We start from the raw sequence: 19,435 nt of genomic DNA on the forward strand, positions 1-19,435 counted from the left end.
AGGAGGGGGACGGGTGGGCGGGGGGTGCTGTTCACCCTTGCTTGTCCTGGAAATCCGCGCATGTTTCGCGTTTTCAGGGCATATCCGCATTTTCCGTATGACCGCGGGGCATTGATCTTCACGACCGGACTCCACGCCGCCGGCGGCGTGGAGCGGCAGGGGAAGACACGACAACTCGGTGCGCGGGCAGGCACCGCAGCCACAGGGGGTTACGCCATGGCCGCAAGGCCTCTCGTCGCGCGGCAGCCGAACGAACGGCTGCAAGCGCTCATCCAGGAGGCGGGGTGCTCGAACGCCGGGCTCGCCCGCCGGGTCAACATGTGCGGCGCCGAACACGGACTCGACCTGCGCTACGACAAGACGTCCGTGGCACGCTGGCTGCGCGGACAGCAGCCGCGCGGACGCGCTCCGGCGATCATCGCCGAGGCGCTGGGCCGCAAACTCGGCCGTACGGTCACGATCGACGAGATCGGCATGGCCAACGGCAAGAACCTCGCGTCGGGCGTCGGCCTCCAGTTCTCGCCGACGGTACTGGGAGCCATCGAGCAGGTCTGCGAACTGTGGCGCAGCGACGTGGGGCGCCGCGACTTCCTGTCCGGATCGTCCGTCGCCGCCTCGGCGCTGGTCGAGCCGAGCCGCGACTGGCTGATCTCGGCGCCCGACGCGCAGGTGGCGCGTTCGGCCGGTCCCCGCGTGGGCCGGCCGGACGTGGCCGCCGTGCGCTCCATGACCCAGGCGCTGGTCGACCTGGACCACCAGTACGGCAGCGGGCATGTCCGCCCGGTCGTCGTGCACTACCTCAACAGTGTCGTCTCCGGCCTGCTCGCCGGCTCCTACCGGGAGGCCGTGGGCCGCGAACTCTTCGCGGCCGTGGCGCGGTTGACCGAGCTGGCGGGGTACATGGCGGTGGACACCGGGCAGCCGGGCCTCGCCCAGCGCTACTACATCCAGGCGCTCCGGCTCGCCCAGGCGGCGGGCGACCGCGGCTACGGCGGTTATGTCCTCGCCGCCTCCATGAGCCATCTGGCCGCCCAGCTCGGAAACCCGCGGGAGATCGCCCAGTTGGCGCGGGCTGCGCAGGAGGGGGCGCGGGGGCGCGTGACCCCGCGCGCGGAGGCCATGTTCCACGCGGCGGAGGCGCGTGGCCACGCGCTCATGGGGGACGCGCGCGCCGCCCAGGTGTCGGTGGGGCGCGCGGTGAGCGCCATGGACCAGGCGGACCCGTCCTCGGGGGACGATCCCGCGTGGATCGCGCACTTCGACGAGGCCTACCTCGCCGACGAACTCGCGCACTGCCATCGTGACCTGGGGCAGGCCGAGGCCGCCGCGCGGGCCGCCCAGCAGTCCCTGGACGGGCACCCCGATTCCCGGGCCCGGCGGCGCGCGATCGGCTATGTGCTGCTCGCCACGGCCCAGGTGCAGCAGCGCGAGATCGAACAGGCCTGTCACACGGGGCTGAAGGCGGTGGAGCTGCTGGAGACCCTGCGGTCCAACCGGGGCGCCGAGTACCTGGAGGACTTCCAGGCGCGTCTGGAGCCGTTCCGGGACGAGGCGGTGGTACGGGAGTTCGGGGCGCGGCTGGATCTTCAGCAGGCGGCGTGAACGGGTGCCGGCGGCGGCCGACAGGGGGGAGGTGACGTGAGCGGCGTGCCGCCGGGCGGTGTTGTTACCGCCGTCACAGGGAAACAGGTCACGCCCTGTGCTGCGTGGCACCCCGCTCCGGGGACCCGGTAGCGTGAGCCGACGATTCCGAAGGTCCCCCATTCGTAGGAGTCCCGGTGACGCAGAGTGGACAGGGCGAGGAGCCCTCGGCGCAGCCCGCGCACGAAGGCATCGTGCTGCCCTCCGACGGTGGCGAGCCCCTGCTGCCGGGCACGCAGGCAGGCCCCGGCCGCCCCGCCGACGGCCCGCTCCCGGCCCAGGCGCCGCCCGGCGGCCAGGCCTGGGGCCAGCCCTGGGGACCCGGCGAGCAGCAGTACGCCCCGCAGCAGCAGAACTGGCCCACGCCGCCGGACCAGGGGTGGGGCGCGCCCCAGGGCGGCCACCCCGCGCCCCAGCCCGCCCCGGGCGCCGGCCCGCTGCCGCCCGAGGGCGCGGCCGGACCGTCGTACGGCGGGCACCAGGGGGCGTACGGCGGGGATCAGGGGGCGTACGGCGCCAACCAGGGGGCGTACGGCGCGACCCCGGGGGCGTACGGCGCGAACCAGGAGGCGTACGGCGCCCCCGCCTATCCGGCGCAGGACGGCGCGAGCGGGGGATACCCCGGGCCTTCCGGCGCCGCGCACGGGGCGTACCCGGGAGCCTCCGGTGCCGCGCACGGTGGTGCCATGCCGCCGCAGGGCGGCGGTGCGCCCCTGCCGCCGGCCGCCGGGGCGCCGCTGCCGCCGCCCGGTGACGAGGGCGCCACCCAGTACATACCCCCGGTCGGCGGCGGTTCCGGCATACCCGGGGGTGACCCCGGGGCCGCGGGCCCGGACGGTGCCACCCAGTACCTGCCGCCCGTGCAGCCCGGGTCCGCGTCCGCCCACGAGGGCGCGACCCAGTACCTGCCGCCGGTGACGCCGGGCGCGCTGCCGCCCGAGATGCCCGCCGCCGGGGCCGCCGAGCGGCCCGCCGAGACCACCCGGTACCTGGGGCGCGCCCACGCCGGCGGCGCACCCGGTGCGGGCGCGCAGCCGCCGGCCGGGCCGCAGCCGTCCGGGCCGGACGCCGACGCCACCCAGTACATCCCGCCCGTGGCCGGGGCGCGGCAGCCGCCGGCCGAGTTCGACAACCTCTTCCGCGCCGCCGGCGCCCCCGAGGGCACCCAGCGGATGCCCCGCGTCCAGAGCCCGCAGCCGCCCTCGCCGGCGTCCGGCGAACCCGGGCCGAGCCGGGGCCGCGGCGGCCGTACCGGCTCCCGGCTGCCGGTGATCGCGGCCTGCGGCATCGGTATCGCGGTGGTCGGGATCGGCGCGGGCGCGCTGCTCGGCAGCGGTGGCAAGGACGAGGAGACGCCGGAGACGGTGTCCGCCTCGGCGTCCGTGAGCGAGTCCGCCCCGGCCTCCGCGTCCGCCTCGCCGTCCCCGGACCCGGGCGAGCAGCAGGCGGTCGCGCTGGACAAGCTGCTCGCCGACAGCGGTGCCAGCCGTACCGCGGTGATCAACGCGGTGAACGACGTGAAGTCGTGCAGCAACCTCACGCAGGCGGCGAAGGACCTGCGCGACGCGGCCAAGCAGCGCAACGCGCTGGTCACCCAGCTGTCCGGGCTGGCCGTCGACAAGCTGCCGGACCACGCGGCGCTGACCACCGCGCTCACCGACGCCTGGAAGGCGTCCGCGTCCGCCGACAACCACTACGCGGCCTGGGCCGACCAGGTGGCCTCGCACAAGGGCAAGCTCTGCAAGAAGGGGCAGGCCCGCAGCACCGCCCAGACCGAGGCGGGCAACCGGGAGAGCGGCACCGCGACCACGCAGAAGGCGGAGGCCGCCAAGCTGTGGAACGCGATCGCGCGGACGTACGGACTGACCGAGCGCCAGCCGACCCAGCTGTGAGCGGCGGGCCGGCCGGGAGCACCGGGCGGCCTCAGCCGACCTCGGCGCCCTCCAGGGTGCGGGTCACGTCGACGAAGCCCTCGCGGGCCGCGACCAGGCGGCCGTCGCGGACGACCTGGAGGGTGACGTCCGCGTTGACCAGACGCGGGAAGCCCACCGATGCCAGCCGGTCCTGGAACCGCCAGCGCAGGGTCGGGGTGAGCCCGCCCGTGCTGACCTCGATGCCGTCGTCCAGGGTGCGGCGCACCGTGCTCGCGGTCACCTCCTCGCCGTCGGCGATCGCCTCGACGACGGCCCGGAAGACGGTGTACGCGATCCAGGTGGTCTGCACTCCGGCGTCCGCCGGGTCGATCCGGGTGTCGGCGAAGGCCTGCTCCCGGATCACCCGCTTCATCCCGTCCCAGCGCTCGTCGGTCTCCACCGGGTACCAGCCCGTGATGTACGCCCCCTCGTACGGCCCCGACCGGCCGCCGGAGGCGTCGATCACCGTCTGGTCGACGCTGCCCAGCACGGTCCCGGTGCGGACCTCGGGGTAGTCCTGCCGGGCGCGCCGGAAGGAGTCCATGAAGGTGCTGGTGCGGTCGCCCAGCGCGGGCACCACACAGCCCCGCTCCGCCGGGTCGGCGGTGGCCCGCTCCAGCGCCCGCTCGGACTGCGCGGAGTACTCGGTGGCGTCCTCGGCGGCGCGCAGGTCGTCCGCGTTCCCGTGGCCGCCCGCCTTCAGCCCGGAGTCGATCAGGGCGGGCAGTTCGTCGCCGGCGATGGTGTCGGGGCGGACCAGGGTGACCGGGCCGCAGCCGGCGGCCAGCTCCTTGCCGAGGCCGGCCAGCAGCGCGGGCTGGCCGCCGTTGACCGGGTAGGACATCGGGCTGGTGAACTCGTCGTTCGTCACGCCGTAGCCGCCGATGTAGGGGATGCCGGCGCCCTCCAGGACCGGGAAGAACGAGTCGGCGTACTGGCTGTAGGAGCCGACGACCGCGACCGCGTCCTCCTTGACCGCGCGCCGGGCGCACTTCGCGGCGTCCACGCTGTCGTTGTGGTCGTTGCAGATCAGCACCTTGATCTTGCGGCCGTCGATGCCGCCCTGGGCGTTGACATGGCGGGCGTAGGCGAGGGCGAGGGCGGGCATGCCGGGCTTGTTGGTCGCGCCGGTCTCCAGCGGCGCCCAGGTCATGACGGTGATGGTGTCGTCCCCGGAACCCCCCGTGACACCGGGGACGACACCGCATCCGGCAGCGAGCGACGTACACGCCACCACGGCTGCCATGGCGCGGGCGCCCGCTGTGGTGGATCGGGCGAGGGCGGATCGGGCGATGATGGGGAGGAATGTGCTGCGGGTGCGCCGCCTGCCGGTCATGGCTCCGCACGATTCCGTCACATCGCTAACCTGGGAGTGACCTTCGGTCACCGAAGGGTGACGTGCAGGTGAATTGCGGGGGCCGGTGAGCGGCTCGTTGGGGGGAACGTACGATCGATGACCGTGCAAGGTGTCCAAGGTTCGGAGAACTCTTCCCGTCGCGGCCGTCGCTCATCCACGATGGGTGGCATGCCACTGAACGACATGCCGTGGTGGCGCTGGCGCAGCAATGTGCGCTCCGCGCTGCACATGCTCTCCGATCCGGTGTTCCAGCGGGACGTCTGGCTGGCGGGTGTCGAGGGGTACGGAGACGTGACCGACGCCGTCTACCGGCTGGTCGAGGACACCTGGCTGGACCACTGGTCCGCCGAGAAGTACGTCGGGACGATCTTCCGTGACTCGCAGGAGGCGGCGCTGGTCGACAGTGCCGTGCTCCGGGTGCTGCGGATCATGCACCAGGTGGGGCCGGACGCCCCGGTGTCGTCGTACCTCCGCCACCAGGACTGGCCGGAGGCGGTGCGGGCGGCCCGGGACGCGCATGTGCGGATGGCGGTGAGCGACGGGGAGGACCCGGACGCGGCCCCGCGGACGCTGGACCTGCTGCGCCTCCTCACGCGGGTCGCGTGACGGGCGGGGCGGGGTCCGTCTGACGGGACGGTTGCCGGGGGTGCGGCCCGTTGTGGGACCCTGTGCTGCATGAATGAGCAGTCCACCGGAGCCACGGCCCCCGCCGAGCAGTACGTCCTCACTCTCTCCTGCCCCGACAAGCAGGGCATCGTGCACGCCGTGTCGAGCTACCTGTTCATGACCGGCTGCAACATCGTGGACAGCCAGCAGTTCGGTGACCAGGACACCGGGCTGTTCTTCATGCGCGTCCACTTCTCGGCGGAGGCGCCGGTGACGGTGGACAAGCTGCGCGCCAGCTTCGCCGCGATCGGTGACTCCTTCCACATGGACTGGCAGATCCACCGGGCCGAGGAGAGGATGCGGGTCCTGCTGATGGTCAGCAAGTTCGGGCACTGCCTGAACGACCTGCTGTTCCGGGCCCGGATCGGGGCGCTGCCCGTGGACATCGCCGCGGTGGTGTCGAACCACACGGACTTCGCGGAGCTGGCGGGGTCGTACGACGTGCCCTTCCACCACATCCCCGTGACGAAGGACACCAAGGCGGAGGCGGAGGCGCGGCTGCTGGAGATCGTGCGCGAGGAGGGTGTCGAGCTGGTCGTGCTGGCCCGCTACATGCAGGTGCTCTCCGACGATCTGTGCAAGCAGCTGAGCGGGCGGATCATCAACATCCACCACTCCTTCCTGCCGAGCTTCAAGGGCGCGAAGCCGTACCACCAGGCGCACGCGCGCGGTGTGAAGCTGATCGGCGCGACCGCGCACTATGTGACGGCGGACCTCGACGAGGGGCCGATCATCGAGCAGGAGGTCGAGCGGGTCGGCCACGACGTCACCCCCGACCAGCTGGTCGCCATCGGACGCGACGTGGAGTGCCAGGCGCTCGCGCGCGCGGTGAAGTGGCATGCGGAGCACCGGATTCTGCTGAACGGGCGCCGCACGGTCGTGTTCGCCTAGGGAGGCGGAAGGGAGGCGGACGTCCGCCGCCGGGCGGCTGCGGGCCGGTCGGTGCTTTCTCGCGCAGTTCCCCGCCCCCCTGAGGTGGGTCCACTGGACGTGCCTCTAGGGGTGCGGGGCGCGGGGCGCGGGGAACTGCGCGATCAGCCGCCGATCATCCGCAGCCGACGACGAACCCGACCCGTCCCCTCACATCCGGCTCAGCGAAGCCGCCGCGAGGAGTACGTCCTTGATGGCCTCGCGGTCACCGCGCTGCCCCGCCGCCGCGTCCTCCGGCGCCAGCCGCCCCGCGGCCAGTCTGCAGAACTCCACCCCGTCCAGGGCGACATGGGCCACCTCGTGGTCCGTGGAGGCCGCCGCCGCGGGCGAGTCGAGCGGGATCAGCCATTGCCCTCCGCCGGAGCCCTCGATCTCCAGGCGCAGGGTGCGGCCGGGTTCGCCCGCCGCGACGAGACGGCGGCCGGGCCGCGCGGGCGCGGCCAGGCCCGACCGGCGGCGCTCGGCCAGCGCCTCCGGCAGCATCCTGGCCGCGAGGTCGATCATGCGGTTCAGATGGCGTCCGGACGGCGCGTGGTAGGGATAGTCCACGGCGACCGCGATGTCCTCCGCGTGCACCCAGCACTCGAACGCCCGGTCGATCATGGCGTCGTGCAGGGGCAGGGAGAAGCCGGCGTACGACACCGGTGTGCGGCCCGCGCCGCCGCCGGTGAGGGCGACCGTCCGCACGATGCCGTGGCTCTGCTCCCGCCAGGACCCGCGCACGGACCGGGTGGGCGAGCGGGAGGCGCGCCAGTACGCCTCCGTGCGCCCCGCCGGGGTGGGCGGGTCCGGGTCGAGGCCGCCCAGCGGGTCGTCGAGTCCGAGGGCGAGCCCGACCAGTCCGTCGACCGCGAGGAGATGCGCGATGACCCCGGCGACGGTCGTCCGCCGGCTCGCCGGTTCCTTGCCGTCGTACCAGCGCAGCCGCACCGGCGCATGCCACTCCGCGTCCCCGAAGTCCTGGAGCAGCGCGTCCAGCCGCGCGGTCTCCGCGTCGTACGCGCCCGCCCACTCGGGGACCGGGATGCGGGGCGGGCGGCGGTCCAGGCAGTTCTCCAGGACACGGGCGCGCAGGGACGGGTCCAGGTCGAGGGAGTCGGGCCGTTGCAGCAGTCCGACGGCCTCGCGCAGCCGCCGTGCCTCGTCCGCGCAGCCTCCGCAGCTGCCGAGGTGGTCCTCGACGGCCGCCGTCTCCTCCGCGGAGCAGGCGGCCAGGGCCCAGGCGCCCAGCAGGGACTTCAGGACGGGGTGGGGCAGTTCGAGCGGTGTCATGGCCGCGCGCAGTTCGTCGAGGGCGGGCAGGGGCAGGTCGCCGTCCTCCACGGAGGCGCGGGGCAGCGGAATGCGGGGTGCGCGGTCCTCCTCTCCCCGGCGGTCGTCGTCCTCGAAGCGGCTCGGCTCGGTCACACCGCACCCCCGTATCCGGGAGGACCGCCGGGCGCACCGGTGTCGTGGGCGGTGGACAGCAGCTGGAGGCCGAGGCGGAGCCGGCGGCGGGCCTCGTCCTCGGTGACGCCGAGGTCGGTCGCGGTCTGGCGGTAGTCGCGGCGCTGGAAGTAGGCGAGCTCCAGCGCGGTGCGCAGCGGGGCCGGCATGGCCTGGACGATGTAGTCGGCGCGGGCGGCGACGGCGGCGTGGCGGACCTTGCGTTCCAGTTCCTCGGAGGTGCCGTGGCCGCCGGCCAGGGCGGCGGTCTCGGTGGCCCGCAGGCGCTGCACGGCGAGGCGGTGGGTGAGGCCCGCCACCCAGGAGCGCAGGGGGCCCTGTTCGGGGTCGTAGGCGTCGGGGTGCTCCCAGACGTGGGCGAAGACCTCGCGGGTGACGCCGTCGGCCGCGCGTTCGTCGCCGAGGACGCGGTGGGCGAGTCCGTGGACGAGGGTGGCGAAGCGGTCGTACAGCTCGCCGAGGGCGGCTGCCTCGCCGCGGGTGAGCCGCTGCTGCATCGTGCGGTCCCAGCGGGGTGGTGCGTCCTTCTTCGTCACAGGGCCCCCTCCCCTTGCGTCGGCGCCGGGTCCGGTCCTGGCTCCAGCGTGTCCACCGTCGTCCCGAATGTAGTCGGCACGTCTGACAGCGCACGCCCCTTTGTGGCAATGCGCGCCCCCACGGGCCGTGGGTGATAACGGACCTCTCTTTCTGGTGCGTACCCGACCATTCAGCACCCAGACCTATATGGAATTTGATCGAACTGGATCGAAGTCGACTGAAACAAGCCCTTTACGATCGGTTTCCGTTTCCGGCCCGGTGTTTCAGGGAACGGCCGGTGGGCAGCCACGCTCAGAGAAGCGTAGGGACTGCTTCCGTTTTCCGGGCGGTGGTTCCGGGAAGTTCCGGCGAACGAAGGGCATGGTGGTGGCGTTCAATGTGACGGGTGACGAGCGGGGCGAGTGGGCCGTGCTCCATGTGTCGGGCGAGCTGGACCTGGTGACGTCTCCGGTGCTGCGTCAGCGGGTGCACGACGTGGTGGCCGAGGGCCGCCACCGGCTCGTCCTGGACCTCTCCGAGGTCTTCTTCTGCGACTCCAGCGGCGTCGGTGTGCTCATCGCCACCCGCCGTCTGCTGCGCTCCTGCCAGGGCCGGCTGCGGCTGATACTCCCCGCGGAAGGGGCGGACGGGGGCACCTCCCGCGCGAGCGCAGCCGAGCGTGGGGGCGGCTCGCACGTCAACCGCGTGCTGGGTGCCCTGGGCGTCCGTCGCCTGTTCGACGTCCACGGCGATCTCGCCTCGGCCGTCTCGGAGGAGTCCCGCCCGCTGCCGGCGTGAACGCTTCGCCACACCGTTGTCCCGAAATTCCCCCGGTCTTGGCACAACCGTCGTTTTCCCGCTCCCGGAGCGGCCGCCGCGTCGTACGCTCCGTGCGAGACGCACCTCCACGTGATGTAAGGCGGCCCGAGTAGACATGGTCAGCAGCGAGTACGAGCGCAGGATCGCGGCCAGGTTCGCCACCTTCGACCAGGACGGCAACGGCTCCATCGACCGCGAGGACTTCAGCAGGGCGGCCAAGGCGCTGCTCGCGGAGTTCGGTACGGCCGCCCGGTCCGACAAGGGACAGGCGCTGTACGGCGGCGCCGAGGCGTTCTGGCAGGGCATGGCGGGGATAGCGGACCGGGACGGTGATCAGCGCATCACCCGCGACGAGTTCGTGAACGGGGCCGTGAAGCGGCTGCGGGACAACCCGGACCGCTTCGCGGAGATCGCCCGGCCCTTCCTGCACGCCGCCCTCGCCGTCGCCGACACGGACGGCGACGGCGCGGCGACCGTCGAGGACACCGCGCGGGCGCTGGCCGCGCTCGGTGTGCCCGGGGACGGCGCCCGCGCGGCCGCCGCCGCACTGGACGCCGACAACGACGGCAAGGTCGCCGAGGCGGACGTCGTGCCCGCCTTCGCGCGCTACTTCACCGTCTCCGAATAACACTGCCGCAGCCAGTAGTCGGGCAGCTCGCGCAACGTCTCCCCGCGCGGGAGGGCGTCCACCGCCTCCGGCCGCTCCGGTGGCTCGTGGACGGAGAGCCCTTCCGCGCGGCGATACGCCGCCGGCGCGTCGAGGATCAGCGGCCCGGCCCCCGGGGGGGGCGTTCGGCCGGCGCGCGGCCCGGCACTGCCTCCAGGTCCACGGCAAAAGGGGATTCACCTGGGAGGCGGAGGTTCACGTCCGGCTGAGCGGGCCCGGTTGCGCGCTCGGCGTGTGAGTGGCGGGACGCAGAGTGAGGAACCGGTCGTAGTCGAACCGCTGTCCGGGCGGACTGAACGGCGCTGGACTGCGATGTCACGGGAACCGTGTCGGACGACAGGGTTCCACGCCGGTTGATGTCACGGATCGTGGCATCTCGGCGTTACTCAGCGTCGATCTCGGGGGAGGGCCGCGCGGGATTCGTCACGCCCCGGAGCGGCAGTCCCCCTCCGGTACCTTGTGCGGGGCGCGCCGCGTTCCGCCTGTTCGACTCCCCGCGAGGAGGGTCGCACAGTATGCCGCACGGTTACTCCTTCGCGCGGGAATATGCCCGAAGCGCTTGTTGGGGTGACGGTACGTCAACGAAGCTGTGCTGCAAGGGATTCACGTTCCGTGACCCTTGCTCTGGCCGTTGTTCTGGTCATGCGGAAAATGGCTACGATCGTGGCCCTCATGGGGCGCGAGCCCCGGTGTCCATCGGTTCGGATGGTGTGAGCGGTGCAGGTGCTTCAAGTGCAGCTGGAGATCCGGCCCGACCCCGCTGAAGTGGGGCGGGCCCGGAGGTGGGCACGCGCGCGGCTCGCCGGGTCCGCGATAGCGGCCGACGAACCGCTCGCCGAGACGCTCGTCCTGATCGTCTCCGAACTGGTCACCAACGCCGTGGTGCACACCGGCTGTCCGGCCGTGCTGCGGCTGCGCCTGCCCCAGACCCCCGCCCCCGAGGAGGCGACGGTCCGCCTGGAGGTCGCCGACGGCAGCACCCGGGCGCCGGTGCCGCGCTGGGCCGAGGGCGACGCGACCGGCGGCCGGGGCCTCGCGCTCGTCGACGGGCTCGCCGACCGCTGGGGCTGGAGCCCGGAGGGTGCCGGCAAGCGCATCTGGTGCGAACTGGACCGCCGTGGCACGCCGGCCGCGGTGTGTCCGGACGGCGGCGCGGCGGCGTACGGGGGACTGGCCTACGAAGCGGTGTGACGCCGTGTCGGGGCACGGGCGCACAGGCTTCCGGCCGATCGTGGCACGGGGTGGGGCGGTGCGCCGGGATGTGCTTCCGTGCGCGCCTCCGCCGCACCGGGCTCAAGCGGCGAATCACCGATCGGGTGTTGACGCCAGGTATCCGTTTGATCACGCTTGTGGTCAGCGATTCGCCGCGAGGGGACGGCGAGGGCTTCGGTGACGGACGCCCTCGGCGAGTGTGGGTCGTGAGCCGGCGTCGGTTCCCTCAAGGCCACGGGGGACCGGGGGTGGGTGCGCCGGGGCCGGATGGCGGCGCGCGGTGCCGTGCTCGGGGCGGGCACTCTCGCGCCGCCACCCGGACTTCCCCGTGGGCCGGCCGGAGGATCGCGACCGGTGTCACCGTGGCTCCCGTCGTGCCGGTGAACGGCTCCGGGGCCGCCGAGAGCGGGAACGCGCGACGGCCCGCTTGTCCACAGGCTGTGGACAACTCTTGAGCGGGAACGGTGTCGCGGACGGACACGGTGGAGTTCTTCGGGGGGCGTGGTGGACGCGGGGACGGTACTCGCTCTCGGCCCGAACTCCGTTTCACACCAGAGCGGTTGGTCCGAGTCGTCCACAGGGACGGGAAAACCACTGGGGTGTTGTCGGCGCCACCCCCTACCGTCTCCCGCATGACCTATCGCGAGCTCGCCACCCGGCCGGTCCTGACCTGGTCGCTCGTGGCCGTCGGTGCCCGGATGCCGGTGGCGATGGCGCCGCTGGCCGTGGTGTTCCTCGTGCGGGAGCGGCCCGGCGGGTATTCGCTCGGGGCGCTGCTCGCGGCGGCGTACGTGCTCGGGGAGATCGTCGGGGCGCCGGTGCTCGGCATGCGGGTACGGCCCGAGACGGCCCGGCGGCAGATGGCGGCGGGGCTCGTGGCCGGGGCCGCCGGATTCGCCGGGCTCGGGACGCTGCCGGAAGCGCCCGCGGTGGTGCTGGCGGGGTGTGCGTTCCTCGCCGGGGCCGCGCCCGCCGCCTCGGCCGGAGGACTGCGCTCGCTGCTCACCGGGCGGCTGGTGCCGAAACACGCCGTCACCCAGGCGCTGTCCGTCGAATCGATGCTGATGTCCGGGATATGGGCGCTCTCCCCGGCCGCGGTCACCGGACTGGCCCTCGGCGTGGCGCCCCGGGTGCCGCTGCTGCTCGCGGCCGTGCTGGTGCTGGCCGCCGCCGGCGGGCTGTGGCTGCTGCCCGAGGGCTGGGACGTGGAGGAGACCGCCGCCGAGGGCCGGTCGATGCTGCGGCTGCTCGCCGGGGCCTGGCCGGTGTACGTCACGGGCGCGGCCAGCATCGCCCTGCTCGCCCTCGCCGAACTCCTGCTGCCCGCCCTGCTCGAACACCGGGCGATCGGCGTCGGCTGGGCGGGTCCGCTGCTCAGCGGGTTCGCGCTGGGCTCCGCCGTCGGCGCGTTCCTGTACGGGATGCGGTCCTGGCCGGGGCGGCTGCGCACCCGCAGCGTGGTGCTGATGCTCGGGGTGTCGGGGTGCGCCACGCTGGTCGCCCTGCTGCCCGGCATCGCCGGGATCGCGGTGGTGCTGATCGTCGCGGGCATGCTCCAGGCGGGCGCGGTCATCACCCGGAACCTGGCCCTCCAGCGGACGCTGCCGTCGAGCGCGCTGGCGGCGGGCTACTCGGTGATGTACGCGGCGGCCAGCGCCGGGTACGCCGTGACCGGCTCGGCGGCGGGCGCCCTGCTCAAGGTGACGACCCCGGACCGGGCGATCCTGGCCGGGGTCGCACTGACACTGGTGCTGGTGGCGGTGGGCGCCTGGGGGGAGGGCCGGCTGGAGCGGCGGACCGCCGGGGGGCCGGGATCGGCCGCGGGGCGGACAACAGCCGCGGGGCCGGGGCCGGCCGCGCGGCGGAAGCCGGCTGCGGGGCGCGGGTCAGCCGCGCGGGGCGGGGTCACGCCGAAGGCCCCTGGCGCCGTCGCCTCCGGCCCGGAAGGTCCGGCGGTACGCGGTGGGGGTGACTCCCAGCGCGGCCTGTAGATGCTGGCGCATCGACTGGGCGGTGCCGAAGCCCGCGTCCCGGGCGACCCGGTCGACCGAGAGGTCCGTGGACTCCAGGAGGTACCGGGCGCGCTCGACGCGCTGCTGGGTGAGCCACTGGCCGGGGCTGACCCCGGTCTCCTCGCGGAAGCGGCGGGTGAAGGTGCGTACCGACATCGCCTCCTGCTCCGCCATGTCCCGCAGCTGGATCGGCTCGTGCAGACGGCCGAGCGCCCAGGCGCGGGCCGTGGTCGTGGTGGCCTGCTGCGGGTCGGGCACCGGGCGCTGGATGTACTGCGCCTGCCCGCCGTCGCGGTGCGGCGGGACGACCGTACGCCGGGCCACGTCGTTGGCGACGGCCGTACCGTGGTCGCGGCGCACGATGTGCAGGCACAGGTCGATGCCGGCCGCGACCCCGGCGGAGGTCAGCACATCGCCGTCGTCGATGAACAGCACGTCCGCGTCGACCCTGACCTTCGGGAACAGCCGCTGGAGGCGTTCCGCGTCGGCCCAGTGGGTGGTCGCCGGGCGGCCGTCGAGACGGCCCGCGGCGGCCAGGACGTAGACGCCGGTGCAGATGGAGGCGAGCCGGGTGCCGGGCCGGATGTGGGCCAGGGCGGCGGCCAGCTCCTGCGTCAGCACGCCCTCCTCGTAGACCGGGCCGAGTTCGTACGACGCCGGGACGATCACGGTGTCGGCGGTGGCCAGGGCCTCCGGGCCGTGCGCGACGTGGATGGCGAAGTCGGCGTCCGTCTCGACCGGGCCCGGCGGGCGCACGGAGCAGGTGACGACCTCGTAGACAGGCCGGCCCAGCGCGTCCCTGGGGCGGCCGAAGATGCGGTGCGGGATGCCCAGCTCGAAGGGGAGCAGCCCGTCGAGGGCGAGGACGACGACGCGGTGCGGACGGAAGTCGGGGTCGCTGCTCGGCGCACGGGTCATGGCCCGATCCTAGCGAATGCTGTCCTCCGGGCCACTCGTTCAAGATTGCCGCAGACCCGAAACTCTCTGACGTGAGCCAGACAACCGATGCGACAGCCGTCGACAACACGGCGGAGGACACGGCGGAGAAAACGGCCGGAAACACGGCAGGGAACACCGCCGGGAACACCGCCGGGAACACCGACAAGGAAGCCCGCCCCGCCCGGACCCGCCGGATCCACCGAGCCTGGTTCGTCGCCGCCGTCACCTTCGTGACGATCATCGGCGCCGCCGCCTTCCGCTCCCTGCCGGGCCTGCTCATCGACCCGCTGCACCAGGACTTCGGCTGGTCACGCGGCACCATCGGCGCCGCCGTCTCCGTCAACCTCGCCCTCTACGGCCTCACCGCGCCGTTCGCGGCGGCCCTGATGGACCGCTTCGGCATCCGCCGGGTCGTCGCCGTCGCGCTGATCGTGATCGCGCTCGGCTCCGGGCTCACGGTGTGGATGACGGCCGCCTGGCAGCTGATGCTCTGCTGGGGGCTGCTCGTCGGCCTCGGCAGCGGCTCCATGGCGCTGGCCTTCGCCGCGACCGTCACCAACCGCTGGTTCACCGAGCGGCGCGGCCTGGTCACCGGCATCCTCACCGCCGCGTCCGCCTCCGGGCAGCTGATCTTCCTGCCGCTGCTGTCCTGGATCGTCGAGACCCACGACTGGCGCCCGGCCGCCGTCACCGTCTCCCTCGCCGCCCTCGCGGTCGTCCCCTTCGTCTGGCTCCTGCTGCGCGACCACCCGGCCGACGTCGGGCTGAAGCCGTACGGCGCGGAGGAGTTCGTGCCCAAGCCCCCGCCGGTCCCGGGAGCCGCGCGGCGCGCGGTCACGGTCCTCTTCCAGGCCGCCCGCACGGGCCCGTTCTGGCTGCTGGCCGGCACCTTCGCGATCTGCGGCGCCTCCACCAACGGCCTGATCCAGACGCACTTCGTGCCCGCCGCCCACGACCACGGCATGCCCGTCACCGCCGCGGCCTCGCTGCTCGCCGTCATCGGGGTCTTCGATGTGGTCGGCACGATCGCCTCCGGCTGGTTCACCGACCGCTTCGACGCACGCCGGCTGCTCGCGGTCTACTACGCCCTGCGCGGCGTCTCGCTGCTCTTCCTGCCGATGCTCCTCGGCCCGTCCGTGCACCCGCCGATGATCTTCTTCATCGTCTTCTACGGCCTCGACTGGGTCGCCACCGTCCCGCCCACCGTCGCCCTGTGCCGGGAGCACTACGGCGAGGACAGCGCGATCGTCTTCGGCTGGGTGCTGGCCTCCCACCAGGTCGGCGCCGCCCTGGTCGCCTTCCTCGGAGGCGTGGCCCGTGATGTCTTCGGCGAGTACGACATGGTCTGGTACGCGTCCGGCGCGCTGTGCGCGGCGGCGGCGCTGATGGCCCTGGTGATCCGGCGCCGGCCGGCGGCCGCACGGCTCGCGACGGCCTAGGGGGGCGTCTCCCCGATCGCGCCGGGCTCGCCTGATCGACGAGGCACCCCCTGTCGACGAGGCACCCCCTGTCGACGAGGCACCCCTCTATCGGCGAGACACCCCCTAAGGGCCCGCTCACCGGCACCGTCCCCGGTGAACTGCGGGCGCCCTTCGGGCCGGAGCGCTCGGGGAGCCGTCAGCCGGGCAGCCGCGACACCCGGTCCGCGTGTCTCCGGGCGACCGCCTTGGCGATCTTCTCGGCGTCGATCGCCAGTTCCCGCAGCATGCCGCTGATGGGGTTGGTGTACCCGGTGAAGTACAGGCCGGGGGTGTGGCGCGGGGCGCGGGCGCCGTGAGCCACCGGACGGCCGTGCGCGTCGAGCACGTCGAGATGGCCGACCAGGCCCTCCAGCGCGCGGACGTATCCGGTGGCGGCGATCACCGCGTCGGGGGCGATGCGGTCGCCGTCGGCGAGGACGACCTTGCCGTTCTCGAAGGAGTCCACGGCGGCGACGATCTCCACCGTGCCCCGGCGGACGGCGTCGATCAGGCCCGCGTCCTGGACCGGGACGGCACCCTCGCGCTGCCGGCTGTAGAGACCGGTGTCCGGGCGGGGCAGGCCGTGCGCCGACAGGTCGGGCACGCTGATCCGGGCCAGCGGCCGGGCCAGCACGTCGACCAGGCGCACGGGGAGACGGCGGACCAGGACGCCGTTGTACTGCGCGGCCCACCCGGCCGTGGAGCGGCGGCAGATGTGCGGGACGGTGCGCACGGCGAGCCGTACCCGCGCGGCCCCGCCCTCCACCAGGTCGACGGCGATCTCGGCGCCGGTGTTGCCGATGCCCACGACGAGCACGTCACGGCCGGCGTAGGGCGCGGGGTCGCGGTAGTCGCGGGAGTGCCGGAAGTCGCCGGTGTAGTCGGCGAGACCGGGCCAGTCGGGGACGCGGGGGGTGTGGTTGTAACCGGTGGCGACGACGACGGCGGCGCCGGTCAGCTTCCGGCCGCCGGTGGCGTGCAGCAGCCAGCCGGTGCCGTCGGGGGAGCGGTCGACGCGGGAGACCTCGACGCCGGTGACGACGTCCAGCTCGTGGTGCTCGGCGTACTTCTCGAGGTAGCGCACCACGTTGTCGCGGGAGACCCAGCGGCCGAAGCGGCGCGGCATGGGCAGTCCGGGGAGGCCGGACAGCCGACGGGTGGTGTGCAGGTGGAGCCGGTCGTAGTGGCGCCGCCAGGAGGCGCCGACCCGGTCGGCCTTCTCCAGGACCACGGCCCGTACGCCCCGGGCGCGCAGCGCGTACGCGGTGGCGAGGCCGCCGGGGCCGCCGCCGATGACATAGACCGGGTGCCGGTCGACGGAGACCGGGTGCCGGTCGGGGCCGGCCGGGGCGGGTGCGGGGACGTCGGGCGTGTGGGCGGGCATGTGGGGGAGCGTAATCACATGGCCGGTTGATGGGTCTCGGTCAAGACCGGAATTGGTTGCGGATCGATCACGGATGAGTGCGCCGCGCCCAGGCCGCGCCGAGTCGGTTCACGCGCTCCGGGTAGCCGCACACCTTCGCGATCCGGGCGAGGAAGCCGCCGGTGTCGGTGTCGGCGCCGTGGCCCTCGTCCCGGTAGGAGCGGTGGTCGACCTCGTCGCCGAGGCGGTGAGCGGCGGCGGCGAGGTTCGCGGAGACGGTCAGCGAGGTGTACTCGGAGGACTCGACGGGACGCACGGGGACCACACAGCTCCGCGCCGGGCGGCCGGCGCGGTTCAATGGCCCGATGGTGCACATACACGAACGCTCCCACCCGGCTCCCCCGGAGCTGTACGGCGACGGCCTGCGCCTCGGCCCCTGGGACCCGGACTCCGAGACGGACGTCGAAGCCTGGCTGCGTGGCCTGACCGACCCGGAGTTCCAGCGCTGGAACACCCCGCTGACCCCGGTCACCGACCGGGAGAGCGCCCGTACGTCGATCCGCTCCAAGGCGCGGGAGGCGGCCGACGGCACAGCGGTGTCGTTCCGCATCGCGGAGGCGGGCGCGGACGCGGACACCGGTACGCCCCTCGGCCACATCGGCGTCAACATGATCGACCACGGGATGCGCTGCGCCCGCGTCGGCTACTGGGTTCTCCCCGAGGCCCGCGGACGGCACGTCGCCACGCGCGCGCTCGCCCTCGCCGCCCACTGGGCCTTCACCGAACTGAACCTGCACCGCCTCGAACTGGGCCACGCCCTCGGCCACGACGCGTCCTGCCGCGTCGCCGAACGCTGCGGCTTCCGCCACGAGGGCACCCTGCGCCACGCGATGTGGGAGGCGGGCCGCAGGGACGCGTTCCGCGACGTCCACCTGCACGCCCGCCTGGCGACGGACGAGGCGGACGCGGCACCGTGACACCGCGCCCCGCCACCCCTGCGGCCTGGACCCTCACCACCGATCTCACCGCCTCCCTGTCCCCGCCGAGGCGTTCCTGTGCTCCCGCCCCGCTGCCCACACGGTCCCGCTGACGGCGACCGACGGCCTGCGCCGCAACGGCCTCGACCAGTACGGGGCCGAGCCCCTCACGGCCACAGCAACCCCCGCTCCCACCGGCCCCCCTCCCGCCGGTACACCAACCGCACGTGCCGTCGCCGTGCCTCGCCCTGGAAGAACTCCACCTGGTCCGGCTGGAGGTGGTAGAGGGTCCAGGTGGGGGCCGGGGTCTCGGGGTGTCGTTCCGCCCGTTCCCAGGCGGCCCGGCTGGCCGAGGCCAGGTCGGACAGGGAGTCCAGGGGCTCGCTCTGTCTGCCGGTGAGCGCCGCGGCGAGGGCGCCGGTGGAGCGGGCGTGGAGGTCGGCCTGCGCGGCCTCGGCCGGGGCGGTGGTGACGGGGCCGCGGACGCGGATCTGGCGGCCCTGTACGGGCCAGTAGAAGCCGAGCGCGGCGTGGGGGCGGGCGGTGAGCTGGCGGCCCTTGCCGCTGCCGGAGTGGCTCGCGAAGCTCCAGCCGTGCTCCTCGTCGGCGCCGTGCAGCATCACCGTGCGGACGTCCGGGAGGCCGTGTTCGTCGGCGGTGGCCAGGGACATGGTGTGCGGCTCCACCTGCCCGGCGGCCACCGCCTCCGCGAACCAGGCCGTGAAGAGGGGGAGCGGGGTGGCGGGGGCGGTGGACGGGTCGAAGGCGGGGAGGGTGCCGACGTCCCACACCCGCAGTGACCGCAGCAGTGCGTGAAGATCCGGATCCGGTGCCATGGCCCGAGTATCCCCGCGGCGGGTGTCTCGGCGTACGACGCTGCGGGTCAGGACGTGGCCAGGCGCTGGACCAGCAGGAACGCGCCGATCCCCAGCATCGCCGCCCCCGAGGTGCGGGTGACCGCGCGGGCGGCGGACGGGCGGGCGCCGAGGACCGCGCGGGCCAGGAGGCCGACCGCGAGGTAGACGGCGGCGCAGGACGCCATGTGGAGCAGGCCGAGGACGGTGGTCTGGACGGGGACGGGGAGGTGGGGGCCGTCCAGGGTGAGGAACTGGGGCAGCACCGACAGGTACAGCAGCAGGCCCTTGGGGTTGAGGCCGCTGATCGTCGCGCCGCGCAGGAAGATCCGGCGGCGCCCGGCCGTGACCGCCTCCCCGCCGTCCCCGGCGCCCGGTACCCCCGGCCGCCGCAGTACGCCCCACCCCAGCCACACCAGGTACGCCGCTCCCGCCACGGTCAGCGCGGTGAGCAGGGCCGGCGACCCGGCGACCAGCACCGCGAGCCCCGCCGCCGCGAGGACGGTGTGCAGGGCGTAGCCGGTGACGAGGCCCGCGACCGCCGGGACCGGCGAGCGGTCGCGCAGTCCGGCGGAGATCGCGTACGCCCAGTCGGCGCCCGGTACGCAGACCAGCAGAAGGTCCAGGGCGAGGAAAGAAAGCAGCGTTCCCGAATCCATGAGG

General features: G+C 73.9%; 18 protein-coding genes and 1 pseudogene. 10 read left to right on the forward strand and 9 right to left on the reverse strand.

The genetic code is table 11. The features are described 5' to 3' along the window. The first annotated feature begins 216 nt into the window (after window positions 1–216). Together VE614_RS31195 and VE614_RS31200 are read left to right on the forward strand one after the other, a co-directional pair. On the forward strand, window positions 217–1,602 hold the full coding sequence (locus VE614_RS31195; RefSeq protein ID WP_324944828.1) for a transcriptional regulator: 1,386 nt from the start codon (window positions 217–219) through the stop codon (window positions 1,600–1,602). 176 nt (window positions 1,603–1,778) lie between these two features. Next, window positions 1,779–3,533 carry a hypothetical protein gene (locus VE614_RS31200; protein ID WP_324944831.1) on the forward strand — a complete coding sequence of 585 codons (1,755 nt, stop codon included), beginning with the start codon at window positions 1,779–1,781 and terminating at the stop codon, window positions 3,531–3,533. A gap of 31 nt (window positions 3,534–3,564) precedes the next feature. On the opposite strand, the gene VE614_RS31205 is transcribed toward VE614_RS31200, so the two are convergent. After that, window positions 3,565–4,890, reverse strand: a complete 1,326-nt coding sequence (locus VE614_RS31205; RefSeq protein ID WP_324944834.1) for an ABC transporter substrate-binding protein — start codon at window positions 4,888–4,890, stop codon at window positions 3,565–3,567. A gap of 117 nt (window positions 4,891–5,007) precedes the next feature. Here VE614_RS31205 and VE614_RS31210 point away from each other — a divergent pair, with 117 nt between their 5' ends. Together VE614_RS31210 and purU are read left to right on the forward strand one after the other, a co-directional pair. Next, entirely contained in the window at window positions 5,008–5,517 is a 510-nt protein-coding gene (locus tag VE614_RS31210) for an SCO4402 family protein (RefSeq protein ID WP_324944836.1), read from the forward strand. A gap of 69 nt (window positions 5,518–5,586) precedes the next feature. Then, a complete protein-coding gene (purU, locus tag VE614_RS31215; protein ID WP_324944840.1) occupies window positions 5,587–6,468 on the forward strand; it encodes a formyltetrahydrofolate deformylase in 882 nt (293 codons plus the stop codon). Window positions 6,469–6,657: 189 nt separating this feature from the next. Here purU and VE614_RS31220 read toward each other — a convergent pair whose 3' ends face one another. Together VE614_RS31220 and VE614_RS31225 are read right to left on the reverse strand one after the other, a co-directional pair. Beyond that, window positions 6,658–7,914, reverse strand: a complete 1,257-nt coding sequence (locus VE614_RS31220; RefSeq protein WP_324944843.1) for a maleylpyruvate isomerase N-terminal domain-containing protein — start codon at window positions 7,912–7,914, stop codon at window positions 6,658–6,660. Next, window positions 7,911–8,489 (reverse strand): sigma-70 family RNA polymerase sigma factor, encoded by a 579-nt coding sequence (locus tag VE614_RS31225; RefSeq protein WP_324944846.1) that lies wholly within the window; start codon window positions 8,487–8,489, stop codon window positions 7,911–7,913. The genes VE614_RS31220 and VE614_RS31225 overlap by 4 nt, the downstream gene beginning before the upstream one ends. A gap of 361 nt (window positions 8,490–8,850) precedes the next feature. On the opposite strand from VE614_RS31225, the gene VE614_RS31230 reads away from it, so the two are divergent. The 3 genes from VE614_RS31230 to VE614_RS31240 all read left to right on the forward strand — a co-directional run bounded on the left by VE614_RS31230 (window position 8,851) and on the right by VE614_RS31240 (window position 11,146). Then, the gene (locus VE614_RS31230) at window positions 8,851–9,267 is read left to right on the forward strand and encodes an STAS domain-containing protein (protein WP_324944849.1); all 417 of its coding nucleotides are present in this window, start codon (window positions 8,851–8,853) and stop codon (window positions 9,265–9,267) included. A gap of 136 nt (window positions 9,268–9,403) precedes the next feature. Then, window positions 9,404–9,916 carry an EF-hand domain-containing protein gene (locus tag VE614_RS31235; protein ID WP_324944852.1) on the forward strand — a complete coding sequence of 171 codons (513 nt, stop codon included), beginning with the start codon at window positions 9,404–9,406 and terminating at the stop codon, window positions 9,914–9,916. A 771-nt stretch (window positions 9,917–10,687) separates the two neighbouring features. Continuing rightward, complete coding sequence (locus VE614_RS31240; protein ID WP_324944946.1) at window positions 10,688–11,146, forward strand: ATP-binding protein; 459 nt, start codon at window positions 10,688–10,690, stop codon at window positions 11,144–11,146. Window positions 11,147–11,507: 361 nt separating this feature from the next. Here VE614_RS31240 and VE614_RS31245 read toward each other — a convergent pair. Beyond that, a pseudogene (locus VE614_RS31245) lies at window positions 11,508–11,621 on the reverse strand (cyclase family protein); the annotation flags it as partial. 178 nt (window positions 11,622–11,799) lie between these two features. Between VE614_RS31245 and VE614_RS31250 the strand changes: the two are divergent. Further along, window positions 11,800–13,158 carry an MFS transporter gene (locus VE614_RS31250; protein ID WP_324944855.1) on the forward strand — a complete coding sequence of 453 codons (1,359 nt, stop codon included), beginning with the start codon at window positions 11,800–11,802 and terminating at the stop codon, window positions 13,156–13,158. On the opposite strand, the gene VE614_RS31255 is transcribed toward VE614_RS31250, so the two are convergent. Continuing rightward, window positions 13,054–14,097, reverse strand: coding sequence for a GlxA family transcriptional regulator (locus VE614_RS31255; RefSeq protein ID WP_324944858.1), 1,044 nt, complete (start codon window positions 14,095–14,097; stop codon window positions 13,054–13,056). The genes VE614_RS31250 and VE614_RS31255 overlap by 105 nt on opposite strands. A 215-nt stretch (window positions 14,098–14,312) precedes the next feature. Here VE614_RS31255 and VE614_RS31260 point away from each other — a divergent pair, with 215 nt between their 5' ends. Next, entirely contained in the window at window positions 14,313–15,557 is a 1,245-nt protein-coding gene (locus VE614_RS31260) for an MFS transporter (protein ID WP_324944949.1), read from the forward strand. Window positions 15,558–15,735: 178 nt separating this feature from the next. On the opposite strand, the gene VE614_RS31265 is transcribed toward VE614_RS31260, so the two are convergent. Together VE614_RS31265 and VE614_RS31270 are read right to left on the reverse strand one after the other, a co-directional pair. After that, the gene (locus VE614_RS31265) at window positions 15,736–16,962 is read right to left on the reverse strand and encodes an NAD(P)/FAD-dependent oxidoreductase (protein WP_324944861.1); all 1,227 of its coding nucleotides are present in this window, start codon (window positions 16,960–16,962) and stop codon (window positions 15,736–15,738) included. 67 nt (window positions 16,963–17,029) lie between these two features. Beyond that, window positions 17,030–17,299, reverse strand: a complete 270-nt coding sequence (locus tag VE614_RS31270) for a hypothetical protein (protein WP_324944864.1) — start codon at window positions 17,297–17,299, stop codon at window positions 17,030–17,032. Window positions 17,300–17,306: 7 nt separating this feature from the next. Between VE614_RS31270 and VE614_RS31275 the strand changes: the two genes are divergently transcribed. Next, window positions 17,307–17,918: a GNAT family N-acetyltransferase gene (locus VE614_RS31275; RefSeq protein ID WP_324944867.1), complete on the forward strand. Its 612-nt coding sequence runs from the start codon at window positions 17,307–17,309 to the stop codon at window positions 17,916–17,918. A gap of 167 nt (window positions 17,919–18,085) precedes the next feature. Here VE614_RS31275 and VE614_RS31280 read toward each other — a convergent pair whose 3' ends face one another. Both VE614_RS31280 and VE614_RS31285 read right to left on the reverse strand, forming a co-directional pair. Next, entirely contained in the window at window positions 18,086–18,754 is a 669-nt protein-coding gene (locus tag VE614_RS31280) for a pyridoxal 5'-phosphate synthase (protein WP_324944870.1), read from the reverse strand. Window positions 18,755–18,801: 47 nt separating this feature from the next. Beyond that, window positions 18,802–19,431 carry a LysE family translocator gene (locus VE614_RS31285; RefSeq protein WP_324944873.1) on the reverse strand — a complete coding sequence of 210 codons (630 nt, stop codon included), beginning with the start codon at window positions 19,429–19,431 and terminating at the stop codon, window positions 18,802–18,804. Window positions 19,432–19,435: the final 4 nt, after the last annotated feature.

Origin of the sequence: Streptomyces sp. (assembly GCF_035645055.1) — a bacterium.
GTDB lineage: Bacteria > Actinomycetota > Actinomycetes > Streptomycetales > Streptomycetaceae > Streptomyces.